At 75.0% G+C, this 13,416-nt stretch carries 16 protein-coding genes; 6 read left to right on the top strand and 10 right to left on the bottom strand.

Going from position 1 to position 13,416, the window contains the following annotated elements:
- Window positions 1-313 precede the first annotated feature (313 nt).
- Window positions 314-2,083, bottom strand: coding sequence for a hypothetical protein (locus ACFYVJ_RS17160; protein ID WP_388892034.1), 1,770 nt, complete (start codon window positions 2,081-2,083; stop codon window positions 314-316).
- A 382-nt stretch (window positions 2,084-2,465) separates the two neighbouring features.
- Between ACFYVJ_RS17160 and ACFYVJ_RS17155 the strand changes: the two genes are divergently transcribed.
- The gene (locus ACFYVJ_RS17155) at window positions 2,466-3,107 is read left to right on the top strand and encodes a uridine kinase (RefSeq protein WP_388892031.1); all 642 of its coding nucleotides are present in this window, start codon (window positions 2,466-2,468) and stop codon (window positions 3,105-3,107) included.
- 77 nt (window positions 3,108-3,184) lie between these two features.
- On the opposite strand, the gene ACFYVJ_RS17150 is transcribed toward ACFYVJ_RS17155, so the two are convergent.
- On the bottom strand, window positions 3,185-3,574 hold the full coding sequence (locus tag ACFYVJ_RS17150) for a DUF6343 family protein (RefSeq protein ID WP_388892028.1): 390 nt from the start codon (window positions 3,572-3,574) through the stop codon (window positions 3,185-3,187).
- A gap of 75 nt (window positions 3,575-3,649) precedes the next feature.
- A complete protein-coding gene (locus ACFYVJ_RS17145) occupies window positions 3,650-3,964 on the bottom strand; it encodes a hypothetical protein (RefSeq protein ID WP_388892026.1) in 315 nt (104 codons plus the stop codon).
- Between the two features lie 209 nt (window positions 3,965-4,173).
- Here ACFYVJ_RS17145 and ACFYVJ_RS17140 point away from each other — a divergent pair, with 209 nt between their 5' ends.
- Window positions 4,174-4,632, top strand: coding sequence for a type II toxin-antitoxin system PemK/MazF family toxin (locus ACFYVJ_RS17140; protein ID WP_388892023.1), 459 nt, complete (start codon window positions 4,174-4,176; stop codon window positions 4,630-4,632).
- Window positions 4,633-4,659: 27 nt separating this feature from the next.
- On the opposite strand, the gene map is transcribed toward ACFYVJ_RS17140, so the two are convergent.
- Window positions 4,660-5,427, bottom strand: a complete 768-nt coding sequence (gene map, locus ACFYVJ_RS17135; protein ID WP_388892020.1) for a type I methionyl aminopeptidase — start codon at window positions 5,425-5,427, stop codon at window positions 4,660-4,662.
- Window positions 5,428-5,481: 54 nt separating this feature from the next.
- Between map and ACFYVJ_RS17130 the strand changes: the two genes are divergently transcribed.
- Window positions 5,482-5,766 carry a helix-turn-helix domain-containing protein gene (locus tag ACFYVJ_RS17130; protein ID WP_388892017.1) on the top strand — a complete coding sequence of 95 codons (285 nt, stop codon included), beginning with the start codon at window positions 5,482-5,484 and terminating at the stop codon, window positions 5,764-5,766.
- A gap of 97 nt (window positions 5,767-5,863) precedes the next feature.
- Window positions 5,864-6,694: a hypothetical protein gene (locus ACFYVJ_RS17125; protein ID WP_388892015.1), complete on the top strand. Its 831-nt coding sequence runs from the start codon at window positions 5,864-5,866 to the stop codon at window positions 6,692-6,694.
- A gap of 34 nt (window positions 6,695-6,728) precedes the next feature.
- Here the strand turns inward: ACFYVJ_RS17125 and ACFYVJ_RS17120 are convergent, their stop codons facing one another.
- From ACFYVJ_RS17120 to ACFYVJ_RS17110, 3 genes are all read right to left on the bottom strand, one after another.
- The gene (locus tag ACFYVJ_RS17120) at window positions 6,729-7,616 is read right to left on the bottom strand and encodes a carbohydrate kinase family protein (protein WP_388892012.1); all 888 of its coding nucleotides are present in this window, start codon (window positions 7,614-7,616) and stop codon (window positions 6,729-6,731) included.
- Window positions 7,617-7,818: 202 nt separating this feature from the next.
- Window positions 7,819-8,718 (bottom strand): pseudouridine-5'-phosphate glycosidase, encoded by a 900-nt coding sequence (locus ACFYVJ_RS17115; protein WP_388892009.1) that lies wholly within the window; start codon window positions 8,716-8,718, stop codon window positions 7,819-7,821.
- Between the two features lie 41 nt (window positions 8,719-8,759).
- Window positions 8,760-9,233 (bottom strand): hypothetical protein, encoded by a 474-nt coding sequence (locus ACFYVJ_RS17110; RefSeq protein ID WP_388892006.1) that lies wholly within the window; start codon window positions 9,231-9,233, stop codon window positions 8,760-8,762.
- A 130-nt stretch (window positions 9,234-9,363) separates the two neighbouring features.
- Between ACFYVJ_RS17110 and ACFYVJ_RS17105 the strand changes: the two genes are divergently transcribed.
- The gene (locus ACFYVJ_RS17105) at window positions 9,364-9,930 is read left to right on the top strand and encodes a hypothetical protein (protein ID WP_388892003.1); all 567 of its coding nucleotides are present in this window, start codon (window positions 9,364-9,366) and stop codon (window positions 9,928-9,930) included.
- 39 nt (window positions 9,931-9,969) lie between these two features.
- Here ACFYVJ_RS17105 and ACFYVJ_RS17100 read toward each other — a convergent pair whose 3' ends face one another.
- Both ACFYVJ_RS17100 and ACFYVJ_RS17095 read right to left on the bottom strand, forming a co-directional pair.
- Window positions 9,970-10,512 (bottom strand): DUF1697 domain-containing protein, encoded by a 543-nt coding sequence (locus ACFYVJ_RS17100; protein WP_388892000.1) that lies wholly within the window; start codon window positions 10,510-10,512, stop codon window positions 9,970-9,972.
- A gap of 76 nt (window positions 10,513-10,588) precedes the next feature.
- Window positions 10,589-11,116, bottom strand: a complete 528-nt coding sequence (locus ACFYVJ_RS17095; RefSeq protein ID WP_388891997.1) for a methylated-DNA--[protein]-cysteine S-methyltransferase — start codon at window positions 11,114-11,116, stop codon at window positions 10,589-10,591.
- 222 nt (window positions 11,117-11,338) lie between these two features.
- On the opposite strand from ACFYVJ_RS17095, the gene ACFYVJ_RS17090 reads away from it, so the two are divergent.
- Window positions 11,339-12,196, top strand: a complete 858-nt coding sequence (locus tag ACFYVJ_RS17090) for an MHYT domain-containing protein (protein ID WP_388891994.1) — start codon at window positions 11,339-11,341, stop codon at window positions 12,194-12,196.
- 129 nt (window positions 12,197-12,325) lie between these two features.
- Here the strand turns inward: ACFYVJ_RS17090 and ACFYVJ_RS17085 are convergent, their stop codons facing one another.
- Window positions 12,326-13,252, bottom strand: a complete 927-nt coding sequence (locus ACFYVJ_RS17085) for a glycerophosphodiester phosphodiesterase (RefSeq protein WP_388891991.1) — start codon at window positions 13,250-13,252, stop codon at window positions 12,326-12,328.
- Between the last annotated feature and the right edge of the window lie 164 nt (window positions 13,253-13,416).

Here is a 13,416-nt window from a genome sequence, read left to right as displayed (position 1 = left end):
GCCGTCCCGCGCCGCTCAGGGCGCGCCGCGGGCGCTGACGGCGCAGCCGGTGCTTCCGGTGCGCTCCCGGGCGGGGAGCGCACCGGGGCGGACCCGCACCCCGGGCGGGTGTTCGCGGGTCCCGGCGCGGCGGCAGCGGCCACCTCGGCGGGACCTCCTGGCCCCCGTCGACGGCCGCTGCCGCTCGGGCCGTTGCCGCTCGGGCCGTTGCCGTGAGAGCCGCGGCCGCTCCGGCTGCTGCCGCAGTGCCGCACCCGGAGCGGCCGGCGCCGGGCCGCGGACCCGGCGTGGCCCCCCTGCAAGGACCGCCCCGCTACGCCCGGTTCAGCGCCCGAGCGGCGCCGGTGGCCACGGCGGTGGCGAGGATCCACCCGGCGGCGGCGAGCAGATACGCCACCCACTGCGCGCCGCCGCCGGGCGCGAACGCGTTGCCCTGGCCGAAGTCGACGACCGGCAGCAGCGTGTCCAGCGTGTAGACGAACGGGTTGAACTCGATCTCCTTGCCGGGCTCCAGCGGCCGCGGCTCCTTCGCCCAGAAGAGCAGCGAACCCAGCGCCAGCAGCCCGGCAAGCCAGGCCACGGCGCGCTCGGGACGGTAGCCGTAGCCGACGACGGCGTCCTGGATGCCGCCCCAGGCGCGGGCGTACCAGGGCAGTTGGCCACGGCGGGCGCGCTGCTTGGCGAGCAGGACGCGGCGGGCGTCGTCCTCGTGCCCGAGGTGGCGGTACACGGCGGCCAACTGCTCGTACGGCTGCGGAATGTACGCGCCGTCGCCGCGGCTCAGCCAGGGCAGCCGCTCGGCGGCGGAGAGCGGGTCGTGGAGCTGTTCGTACACCGCGCCGTCGAGGCGGACGCGGGGCGGCCAGGTGGCGGCCGCGTCGTGCAGTACGCCGAGTGCCGAGTAGCGCATGTCGAGGGCTCCGTCGAGGCGTGTGGTGCGCATGTCGGCCTCGCGGGCGGTGGTGCGGCGCAGGCTGAGCGCGGTGGCGCCGGGAGTGTGGCCGCTGACGCGGCTGCCGTCGGCCTCGATGCGGCCGGTGATCTGCGCGCCCGACAGCCGGACCAGGCCGGTGGCCGTCACGTGGTCGAGCACGGCGTCGGCGCCGATCTGGATCCCGTACGCGTCGAGTGCGGCGTCGTCCGCCTCGGCCCGCAGATGGGCACCGCTCATCACCAGCCGGCCGCCGACGGTCGCGTCGGCCAGCCGTATCTGGCCGTGGGACCTGAAGTCCCTGTCGAGCACGACGTCGGAGCCCACGTGCATGCCCGGGGCGTCCAGGGTGCGGCCGCCGGGGTTGTCGAGGGTGGCGGAGCGCAGGAAGGTCGCGCCGGCGACGGTGGCGTTCCGGAGGCCGAGCCTGCCGGTGGCCGACAGCCGGTACGCGGAGAAGTCGCCGTCGACCTGCACCCGGGCGGCGTCGAGTGCGGCCTCTCCGGACCCGCCGTCGAGCCGGGCCGTGCGCAGGTCGAGGCTGCCGCCGATGCGGGCGCTGCGCAGCACGACCGTGCCCTGCGCGGAGAAGCCGTCGCGCATGAGGACGTCGTTGTCGACTTGCAGACGGGTGGCGTCCAGCGCTTCGCCACCGGGGTTGCGGAGCCGGGCGCCGTTGAGGATGAGGGTCCCGGCGATGCGGGTGGCGACCAGCCGGATCTTGCCGTTGGCCGTGCAACCGGTGAAGCGGAGACTTCCCTCCGCCCAGAGGTGGGACGCGAGCATTCCCGGCAGGTGCGAGCCGTTGAAGCTGAGCTGCCGCGTACGGGCGCCGTACAGGTCGACGGACTCCTCGAACGAGCAGTCCTGGAGCCGTAGATGGTGCTGTACGTCGGCGTGGTCGAGCGCGAAGCGGCCGGTGATCCGGGCACCGGTGAGCTGCACCGCGGCGGTGTGCCCGGACTCGCCGTCGCGGGCGCCGAGCAGCAGCGCGGTGACGACCTCGGCGCGCACGACCCGCTCCGGGCCCCAGGCGGCGCCCCCGGCCGGGTCGTCCGCGGCGGGGTCGCCGGTACGGAGGTCGACCTGCCCGGCGGTGGGGAAGGCGTCCCACAGCCGCCGCTCGGGCGGGCTCAGCTCGTCCGGTCCCACGTGTGTGCCCCCTGCCTGCGGCGCGTCGACCGCGGTACGCCTGCTCACATCCGCTGCCCGTACTCAACCACCCCCGCCGTCCCACCGGTTGGGCAGCCCGCAGATCACCCGGCAGAGCCGCGGCGGGGCAGCCCGCAGCGGCGCCGCCCCGAAGGCCGCCGTGCGCTCGGGAGAGCCGCCCGCGGGAGAGCCGCCCGCGCCGAGCCGGCCGGGCCACCCGCCGCCCCGATCACCCAGTCCCCGGCCCCGCGCCTGGCCGCACGCGGGCCCACGCCGACGACACGGCTTCCGGTGACGTATACGCGCCGGCAGATCCCCCCTCGCCGCGCGGCCCCCAGCCGTGCTCGGGCGACCTCCTCCCGCCGCGCGGCATCATGGGGCCGTGCAGTTGGAACCGATCTCCTGGGAGCGGCTCACCGAGGCGCTGGCCGAGCGCATCGCCGAGACGAAGGCGGCGGACGGCGGCCCGTGGCTGCGCGTCGCCGTGGACGGCGCCCCCGCGGCGGAGCCCGGGGTGCTCGCCGCCCGGGTGGGCGACGCACTGCGGCTGCGCGGGCGCGAAGCGCTCGTCCTCGACGCGGGCGGGTTCCTGCGCCCCGCCTCGCTGCGCTACGAGTTCGGGCGCGAGGACCCCGACGCGTACTACGACACCTGGCTCGACACCGCCGCACTCTGGCGCGAGGTCTTCGGCCCCCTGGAGCCCGGTGGCGACGGCCGCGTCCTGCCCGACCTCTGGGACCCCGCCACCGACCGGGCCACGCGCAGCCCGTACGTCCAACTGCCGCCCGGCGCCGTCGTGCTGCTGCACGGGCCGCTGCTGTTCGGCCGCTGGTTCCCCTTCGACTTCGCGGTCCACCTCCGTCTCTCAACCGCCGCCCTCGCCCGGCGCACACCCGTGCAAGAGCGCTGGACACTGCCCGCCTTCGCCCGCTACGAGGACGAAGCCGACCCCGTGGCCTCCGCCGACGTGCTCGTACGCCTGGATGATCCGCGCCGCCCGGCCTGGCGCCCCGAGCGGCCGTAAGCGACGACCGCCCGTGACCGGGCTATACGTCACCGCAGGCCCGCACCAGACCGGTTGTTCCCAGGGCCCCGCCACCGTCAGCGCCGCCGCCTCGGCTCGTGGAGTTCCCTGGTGTCACGTACCGGCTCGTGCGGTTCCTCGTCGCCGCGTATCGGCTCGTGCCGTTCCCCGGCCCCGCGTATCGGCTCGGGCGGTTCTTCGTCCTCGCCCGTCGGCTCGTACGGCGGCACTTCCGGGCCCGGCTGGAAACGCGAGCCCTCTCTGATGTGCCGGAGCACCACCGCGATGTCGATGGCCGTGATCAGGGCGAGGGCCGCGGTCACCCCTGCCCACACCGGTTGGTTGACGGCGACGAAGAACACCGTGCCCGCGATCATCCAGAGCGTTCCCCACAGCGCCAGCCAGAAGCGCATGCGAAGCGGAGAGCGGGCGTGCACGGGCTCGTCGCCGGAGCGGATCGGCCTCATGCCTAGCACCTCCTACCTCCAGCATCCGACTCTCCGGGGCCGAGGTCCAACCAGGCACGTTGCGCTTACGACCCCCTACTGCGCGCAGCGCGCCAGGGATATCTGCCGGCCCCGCTGCCAGTCCGCCTCCGGCAGTCCCTCCGCCCGCTCGGCGTCGGCGAGCCCGTCGGCCCTGCGGGCGGACCACACCGCGGCGTCGGCCCCCTCCCACGCCTCCTCGGGCGCGGCGCCGGGGCGTCCCGCCCCGGTCGGCTCCGCACGTTCCGCCAGCTCGGCGGCCATCCCCGCCAGATCCAGCCCGGCGCCCTCGGTCTCATCCACGTCGCACGCGGCCAGGCCGAGCTCCTGCTCCGCCGATTCGAGCTCTGCGACAACGTCGTGGTAGTCCATGCCCTGGAAGCTACAACCCCCCACTGACAGCGGCCGCCCCGACTGCCCTCAGCGCCCCATTTCCCCCGGCATATGACACCCTGCCGCAGACGCCCCGCTGCGCCCGCCTGGCGCCCGTCCGGTGCCCGCCGGGCGCCCCGCGGCCGCGGCCCGGCGCCCGCCACCACCGCCGCTTCGCGCGCCCGCCCGCTGTTGCTACGGTGCCTAGCGTGACCACGCCGACCGACGAGAACGGCCACGCGAGCCTGCCCGGCCAGCACGGCCCCACCGCCACCACCGAGATAGACCCGCGCGCCGCAGGTGCCGTACGCACCTCGTACGCGCCCGACCCCGACGGCGACCCGGATCCCGGCGAGGTCGTCTGGACCTGGGTCCCGTACGAGGAGAACGACGGCCGCGGCAAGGACCGCCCCGTCCTCGTCGTCGCCCGCGAGACCGCCGGTACGGTCCTGGCCGTCCAACTGTCCAGCAGGCGCCGCGACGACGACCACGACTGGGTGCGCATCGGCGCCGGGCCCTGGGACCGCGAGGGCCGCGAGTCGTGGGTCGACCTGGACCGCGTGCTGCGCCTCCACGACGGCGGCATGCGCCGCGAGGCGTGCTCGCTTGACCGCCAGCGGTTCCACCTCGTCGAGCACCGCCTGCGGCTGCGCTACGGCTGGCGCTGACCCCCGGCTACGTACCGGACACGGCCCTCACAGCGCCGTCAGCACCCGCGGGCCGTCGTCCGTCACCGCGATCGTGTGCTCGATGTGCGCCGCCCTGCTGCCGTCCGTCGTCCGCAGCGTCCAGCCGTCGCCGTCGACCCCGTAGTCGTCGGAGCCGCCCGACAGCAGCATCGGCTCGATCGCCAGCGTCAGCCCGTGCCGCAGCTTGAAACCGCGCCCCGCGCGCCCGCGGTTGGGCACGTGCGGGTCCTCGTGCATCCGCCGCCCGATGCCGTGCCCGCCGAAGTCCGCCGGCATCCCGCAGCCCGCCTGCGCAGCCACGCGCCCGACGGCCGCCGAGATGTCGCCCAGCCGCCCGCCCGCGACGGCGGCCGCGATCCCGGCGTCGATCGCGCGCTGCGTGGCGGCGATCAGCGCGGTGTCCTCGGGGCGGGGCGTGCCCACGGTGAAGCTGATCGCCGCGTCGCCCGTCCAGCCGTCCAGCTCCGCGCCGAAGTCGAGGGACACGAGGTCGCCGTCGCGCAGCCGGTACGCAGTGGGGATGCCGTGCACGATCGCGTCGTTGACGGAGGTGCAGAGGACCGCGGGGAAGGGCGTGGAGGCGAACGACGGCCGGTAGCCGAGGAACGGCGAGCCCGCCCCCGCCTTGTCCAGCACCTCCCGCGCGACCTCGTCCAGCTCCAGCAGGCTGACGCCGACACCGGCCGCGTCCCGCGCGGCGGCGAGGGCCTGGGCGACGATGCGGCCGGCCTCCCGCATGGCGTCCAGCGCGGCGTCGTTCTTGATTTCGACCATGATGCGGCTCTCCCTCGGCCTCCCAATTACTATACCGGTATTAGTATCACGCTCATGGTTCGTACTCCACTGACCCCCGAGGAGCGCCGCCGCGGCGAGCGCTTCGGCGCCCTGCTGCGCGCCGCCCGAGGCGAGCGCAGCATGACCGACGTCGCCGCGGCGGCCGGCATCTCCGCCGAGACCCTTCGCAAGATCGAGACCGGCCGCGCCCCCACCCCGTCCTTCTTCACGATCGCCGCCCTGGCCACCGCCCTCGGCGTCTCCCTCGACGCCCTGGCCGACACCTGCGCCGCACCCGAGCCCGAAGCCCCGGCGGACAGCACCGTCCACGCGGCGTAGCGCCCAGGGGTCAACTCCCGGCCCCGGGCCCCGCCCGACCCGGTGAGTCCGCCGCCGTAAGGCCGTAGCGGGGCGCGGCGGCGGGCATGGCGCACCCATGACGTACGCGAACGGCATCCGCGAGACCTCCGGCGGCTGGGAGGCGCGCTACCGCGCCGCCCTGGAGCGCGGCGCAGGACGCGGCGAGGCGCTGCTGACGGGGGTGGCGGCGCTGGCGCTGTACGGGTTCCGCAGCGTGCCCGCCGCCCCGGACGTGCGCGTGGTCGACGTGCTCGTGCCGCCCCGCCGCCGCTTCACCGCGCCGCCCGGGGTCCGCGTCCACCACGCGCTACGCCGCCTGCCCCCGCCCGTCCGCCTGGCACCCGGACTCCCCGCCGCCCCGCCGGTCCGCGCCGCCGCCGACGCCCTGCGCGACGTACTCGACCACGACCGGACCGCCGCCCTGTTCCGCGAACTGCTCGACGCCCGCGCCACCCCGCCCGCCGCCGTGGCCACCGCGCTCCGCGCCGCCGGCCTGCACACCCGCCCCGACGTCGCCGCCTTGCTCGCCGCCCTCGGGCCCGCGGCCCGCCCACCCGCCGAGATCCGCGCCCGCACCGTGATCCGTACCGCGGAACTGCCGCCCCCGCTCTGGCACATCCCCCTGCACCTCGACGGCTACTGGCTCACCACCCCGCACGCGCACTGGCCGCGCACCGGCGTCCTCCTCCACCTCACCGAGCCGCCGTACCGCCACGACGACGGCACCGTGGAACACCACAACGCCCTGGAATCCCTGGGCCTGCACCTCGTCCACACCACACCGCGTCAGTTGTTCCGCGAACCGGACGCCTTCACCGCCGCCGTCCGCGACGCCCTCGCCGCGGGCCCGCACGGCCCGGCGCGGGACCGGCTGCGCGCGCGCCCGCGCCGCAAGCGCGTGTGCTGACGCGCGGAGCCCCCGGACCCACCACCGCGCGCCGCTACGCCCCTTGCCCCGGCCGTCCGCCCGGGGTACGGACCGCCGTTGCCGCCGTGGCGCAGCCCGCCGCCGCGGCCGTCCGCGGGTCGCTGCCGGCCTGCACGGCCGCCAGATAGGCGCCCGTGAAGGCGTCGCCCGCGCCCGTGGTGTCGAGGGGGACGACGGGGGTGGCGGGGATGTGCACCGCGGGCGCGCCGGGGATGGCGAGGTGTGCGCCCTCGTCGGCGGCGGTGACCACGGCGGTGGCGTCGAGCGCGGTTGCCAGGGCCGCCGCCGCGGCGGCGGGGGAGGGGAGGCCGGAGAGCAGCGCGGCCTCCGCGGAGTTGGGGAACAGGGTGTCGGCGGTGGCGATCGCGGCGAGGAAGGCCCGTACCCCCGCCTTCGCGAGGAAACCGGCCGACGCGGGATCCACGCTGACCGTCGCCCCGCGCGCGTGCGCCTCGGCGGTGGCGAGCACGGCGAGGGCGCGGCCGGGGGCGGTGAAGAACAGGTAGCCGGAGAGGTGGACGTGGGTGACGCCGGCCAGCAGCCCCGGCGCCCAGTCGGCCGGGCCCAGCCGGAACGACGCCCCGTTGTCCGCCAGGAACGACCGCTCCCCGCCGCCGTCGACCAGGGCGACGACCTTGCCGGTGGGCGCCTCGGGGTCGACGCGGACGTGGGCGTCGACCCCGGCGCGCACGAGAGCGGCGCGGTGCCAGTCGGCGGAGTCCCGTCCCGCGCGCGCCAGCAGACGCACCCGCGCGCCGCAATGCGCCGCCCACGCGGCGACGTTCGCGCCGGCGCCGCCGGGCAGGATCGCGATGTCGGCCGGTGTGTCGGTGCCGGGGGCGAGCGGGGCGGCGTGGCGGGCGACGACATCGGTGACGACGTCACCGATCACGAGCAGCACTCCGCGACGAGCACCGTCCCCGCGTGGACCGCTACGCCCGTCCGTCCGCGCTCCGGTGCGTGCCGGTGTCCGCGCTCCGGTACGCCGCGGTCCCGTCGGCCCGCGCGTACCCGACTCCGTACGATCGTCCGCCCCCGTGCCCCCGCTCACACCCGCCCCCTCACACCCGCCCCCTCACACCCGCCCCCTCACACCCGCCCCCTCACGCTCCGCCCGCCACCGCGATCTCCGCCGCCAGCCGCACGTTCCCCCGCACCGCCGCGAGGTTCGCCTCCAGCGACGCCCCCCGCGTGTGCTCCGTGAGGTACCCCAGCAGGAACGGCGTGATCGCCTGCCCGCTCACCCCCCGCCGCCCCGCCTCTCCCAGTGCGTCCGCCAGCACCGCGTCGTGCACCGCCGGGTCCAACTGCTCGGCCTCCGGCACCGGATTGGCCACGATCACCGCCGACGGCGGCACGTCCAGCTCCCGCTGGGCGCGCAGCACCGCCGCGACCTCCGCCGGCGTACGGACCGTCCACTCCACCGGCTCCCCGGACGTCCGCAGGTAGAACCCCGGGAACTCCGCCGTGCCGTACCCGAGGACCGTCACGCCAAGCGTCTCCAGACGCTGCAGCGTCGCCGGCACGTCCAGGATCGACTTCACCCCCGCGCACACCACCGCGATCCGCGTCTCCGCCAGCAGCCGCAGGTCCGCCGACTCGTCCTGCGACTGCGTCCACTCCCGGTGCACCCCGCCGAGCCCGCCGGTGGCGAAGACGCCGATGCCGGTGCGGGCCGCGAGGAACGCCGTGGCCGCCACGGTCGTCGCGCCGCTGGCGCCGAGGGCGGCGGCCGGCGCGAGGTCGCGTACGGTCAGCTTCCGCACGGTGGCGTCGGAGGCGATCCGCTCCAACTGGGCCCTGCCCAGCCCGACATGCGGCCTGCCGTCGAGGACGGCGATGGTGGCGGGCACCGCACCCGCCGAGCGGACGATGTCCTCCAGTTCGGCCGCCACCTGCAGATTGCGGGGGCGGGGCAGGCCGTGGGCGATGATCGTCGACTCCAGCGCGACGACCGGCCGCCGGTCCGCGAGCGCGGCGCGTACCTCGTCAGTCAGGTGCATGCGCCCACGGTACGTGCCGGGCGTACCCCGGTGATCAGCCCCTACGTGTCGTACAGGCCGTCCCACGGCTCGTGGAACCCGAGCCGGTCCGGGTACAACTCCGCCCAGTCCGGCTCGTCTTCACCGGCGCCCGCCGCCGGCTCCGCGTGCCGCTCCGCGACCAGCCCGAAGCGGATCCCGTCCACCGACACCTCGAACGGCCTGATCGCGATGTCGCCGAACACCAGCCCCGGCAGGTCGTCGAGCCAGCCCTCCATCTTCGCGTCCATCCGCCCGTCGGCGGGCACGCCGGGGCCCGGGGTCCAGATGTCGGAGCCGGTGTGGTGGCCGTCGGCGCCGAAGCGGTGCAGCACGGCGTACCAGCGGCGGTGCTCCAGCCAGTCGGGGCCCATGCGGTAGTCGGGCGGGTACGCGGCGGTGATCGAGGCGAGGAACTGCCCGTCGTCGTAACGGCCGATGTTCTCGGTGCGGTAGCCGGGCTCGTGACGTATCGGGATGACCTCAGGGATCGCCATGGCCCAGACCTTAAGGGGTGGCCGCGGCGGCCGGCATCCGGGTCCCCGTCGGCGCGCGGCGCACGCACCGACGGAAGCGGGCGGCCGCGCGGGGGGATACGCGGGCGACGTCAGCCCTTACCGTCGATGGATGGACGACGTTGACCGCGCTGCCGACCCTGACGCCGCCCCCGACGCTCCTGACGCCCCCGCCCGTCCGCTCCTCCTGCTCGACGTCGACGGGCCCCTCAACCCGTACGCCGCGCGCGTACAGCCGCCGGGCTACGGCGAGTACGTGGTCACCGGCATGCCCGCGGGCCCCATCCGGCTGTGGCTGCGGCCGGAGCACGGCGAGCGGCTGCTGTCGCTGCCGTACGAACTGGTGTGGGCCACGACGTGGATGCACGAGGCCAACACCGTCATCGGCGACCGGGTGCTGGGGCTGCCGCCGCTGCCGGTCATCGAGTGGCCGTCGATGTTCACGACCGACGACCCGGACGGGCTGTACTGGAAGACGCGGCAGGTCGCCGCCTGGACCGCCGGGCGGACGTTCGCCTGGGTGGACGACGAGATCACGGCGGCGGACACGGCGTGGATCGAGGAGCACCACGCGGGGGAGGCGCTGCTGCGGCGGATCGACCCCGCGCGCGGGCTGGTGGAGGAGGACTTCGAGGCGCTGGAGGCGTGGGCCGGGGAACGGGACCAGACGCGCCCGTGACGGGCCGCAGCCCCCTCTCCCCTCCCGCGCACCCAGGCGTCAACCGTCCGCCATCTCCAGCAGCTTGAGGACCGTGTTCCAGTTGCGCGCCGTCGCCGTCACAGCCAGCCTGCGGCCGGAGAAGTCGGCCGCCAGCTTCGACCGCCCGATCCCGCCGGGGCACCAGACGTAGACGACGCGGTCCCCGATCGCGAACCTGTCGGGCGCGTACGACGCGGGGTCGGCGGTACGGAACCACGCGTCGGCCGGCGCGGGACCCGAGAGGAACACCGCGAGGAACCGCGCCGGTTCCGCGGCGCCCTCCGGCAGCGGGTTGCCGGCGACGACGGCCGCGATCTCGTCCCGTGTGCGGGCGACGACCGCTATCCGCAGGCCGAACTCCCGCTCCACGACCGCCTCGACCGCCGCGGCGGTCTGCTCCGGCGGCGTGCCGGGGTCGTCGAAGACGACGTTCCCGCTGGCCACGTACGTGGCGACGCCGCCGAAGCCGTGGTCGGTCAGCGCCTTGCGCAGCCCGGCCATGGGGACCTTGTTCCTGCCGCCGACGTTGATGCCGCGCAGCAGGGCGATCTGCTTGCTCACGCCCGGTGCCTCCCTTGCCTGTCCGCCCGGCCTGCCCGCGCGCCGTGGCCGGGCTCGGGCCGACCTCCTCGCACCGTCAGAACAGCGGCTCCGGCAGGACGCCCTCCAGCGCCAGCAGGCTCCGCTTCGTGTCGAGTCCGCCGCCGAAGCCGCCCAGGCCGCCGTCGCTCTCGACCACGCGGTGGCAGGGGACCACGATCGGCAGCGGGTTCGACGCCATGGCGCGGCCGACCGCCTGCGCGGCGCCCGGCTCCCCGACCCGGTCGGCGAGGAACTGATAGCTGACCACCGAGCCGAACGGCACCTCGGCCGCCAGCTCCTCCAGCACCCGCCGGTTGAAGCCGTCGGACAGCGACCAGTCCAGCTCCAGCCGGAACTCCTTCAGCTCGCCCGCGAAATACTCCCGCAACTGCCGCTCGGCCACCGCTATGTGCGCCGCGGGGCCCGCCGGCTCCTCCCGGCCCGCCGGGCCCGCGGCGCCCGGCTTGGCGTGGAACCCGACCTTGACCAGCCCCCGGTCCGTGGCGGCGAGGAGCAGCGGGCCGATCGGCGAGTCGACCACCCGGCGGCCCTGCCGGGGTGCGATGGCATCGGTGGCGTCCATGCCGCGAGCGTAGGACACGGCACTGACAACCGCAGGCGCCCGCGCCCCGCCCCGGTTCCCGCCCAACGCGACAAATCGGCCGCGTACCGATTGCGTATCGGCTGCGCCGCGGGCGGTGGAAACACGTCGGTCCCGACTCGCACAGACCTACGATTCCTTCTGGTTGCCCTGTACATCTGTCGACAGATCTGTAGACACATCAGTAGACCCGGGAGTCACTCCGTGCTTGCTGCCCCCGTGCCCGTCGACGGGTTCACGTATGGCCTGCTCACCCCCGTCACCGCCTTCATCATGGCCGCGGTCGGCAGTGCCCTGGGGCTGCGCTGCACCATGCGCGCGCTGACCGTCGAGCCCGCGCGGCGGGCGGGCTGGCTGCTGCTCGGCGCGGTCGCCATCGGCACGGGCATCTTCGCCATGCACTTCATCGCGATGATGGGCTTCACGGCCGACTCCGTCCACATCAACTACAACGTGCCGATCACGCTGGCGAGCCTCGGCGTGGCCATCGTCGTCGTGGGGATCGGCGTCTTCATCGTCGGCTACCTCGGCCGCACCGCGTTCGCCCTCACCACCGGCGGCATCGTCACCGGGCTCGGCGTCGCGGCCATGCACTACCTGGGCATGGCGGGGATGAAGATGGACCGGGGCCGACTGGTCTACGACGGCACGGTCGTGGCGCTGTCCGTGCTCATCGCCGTGGTCGCCGCCACCGCCGCGCTGTGGCTGTCGATGACCGTGAAGCGGTTCGGCGTCGCGGTGGGCGCCGCGCTGATCATGGGCGTGGCCGTCTCCGGCATGCACTACACGGGGATGGCGGCGCTGGAGGTGCAGGCCCACGCCGCCAACGCGGCGGCGGAAGGGAAGAGCCCGGCGGAGATCCTGGCGCCGATCCTGATCGGTCCCGTGCTGCTGCTGGTGTTCGTCGGGCTGTTCGTCGGCATGGACCCGCTGGAGAACGAGTGGCGGGTGTCCGTGGCCGACGAGGGCATCGTGGGCGGGGACGCCGCCGCTCCCGAGCCCGCGGGCTCGGGAGCGACGTCGTACTTCGAGCGGGACGGCGGCCGGCCGGGCGGTATCTGACCCGCGGGCCGGGGCGGAGGCGGTCCTGAGGGCTCTACGTACCGGAAGCCCCGGCGTCCCGGCCGGACCAGGCGCCCCGGGCCCGCGGCCCGCCGCCCCCGGCCCGTACCGGAAGACCGCCTTCTGCCGCTACTCCGCGGCGACCCCGAACCCGGCGTCCGCCAGCGCCTCGGCGATCAGGTCGGGCTTGTTGGTGATGATCCCGTCCGCGCCCCACTCTGCCAACTGGACGGCCCGCGCCGGGTCGTCGACCGTCCACGTGTAGCTCTCCAACTGCTTGCCGTGCGGCCCCTTCAGGGCGTGCACGGCCGCGTAGTACTCGGCGGACATGGTGCCGTGGTTGGAGTTGATCTGGTCCGAGAAGGTGGCGTACTCGGGCAGGTCCGCCACCGCCGGGGCGCCGAGGAAGCCGGTTTTCACGTCCGGCCGCAGCTCGTGCACGGTCTTGATGGAGTCCGCGCCGAAGCTCTGCACGACCAGCTTGTTCTTCACGGCCGGGCGGCTCAGCCAGCCGCTCTTGCGCAGCTCGGTGAGGATCTCCTTCTCGATCCCCGGGTACAGCTCCGGCTTCTTGATCTCCAGCACCAGCTTCTGGTGGTTCTGCGTGACCCGCTTCATGTACTGGTCCAGGTTCGGCACCCGCGTGCCCGCCCACTCCGCGCCCTTCCAGCTACCGGCGTCGAGCGTGCGGATCTCCTTCCAGGTGAAGTCGGAGACCTTCCAGGGGGCGCGGTCGGGGAACACCTCCTCCACGTTGGTGGTCCTGGCGAGCGTGTCGTCGTGCATGATGACCAGCTCGCCGTCCTTGCTGCGCTGCACGTCGTTCTCGACCCAGTCGATCCCCATGTCGCGGGCCGTGTCGATGGCGGCGAGGGTGTTCTCGGGGGCGTACGCGGAGGCGCCGCGGTGCGCGACGGTCACGATCGGTGCGGCGGAATCGGGGTCGGCTGCGGGCTCGGCAGCGGTCGCGGTGGCGGAGGTGGCGGCCGCGGTGAGCACGAGGCCGGCCAGCGCCGTCAGAGCGCCGGACGCGCGCGTAAGCGTGCGGGAGGGCATGCAGTCTCCTCGACTAGAGGTGATCACTTGTCGCCGCAGGGTCCCAGTGGCAGGCGACAGAGTACGAGGCCGGGGATGGCCAGAGATTGAACGCCGATATCGGCGCGGTGAACGCGTGCCGATTCCGGTCGGCGCAGGTGGAAGGCTTGAGGAAGCGCTTGCTA

Origin of the sequence: Streptomyces sp. NPDC004134, from assembly GCF_042874195.1 — a bacterium.
Classification (GTDB): domain Bacteria; phylum Actinomycetota; class Actinomycetes; order Streptomycetales; family Streptomycetaceae; genus Streptomyces.
Note: the sequence above shows the minus strand (reverse complement) of the source record. Positions and strands in the feature narration are given on the sequence as shown.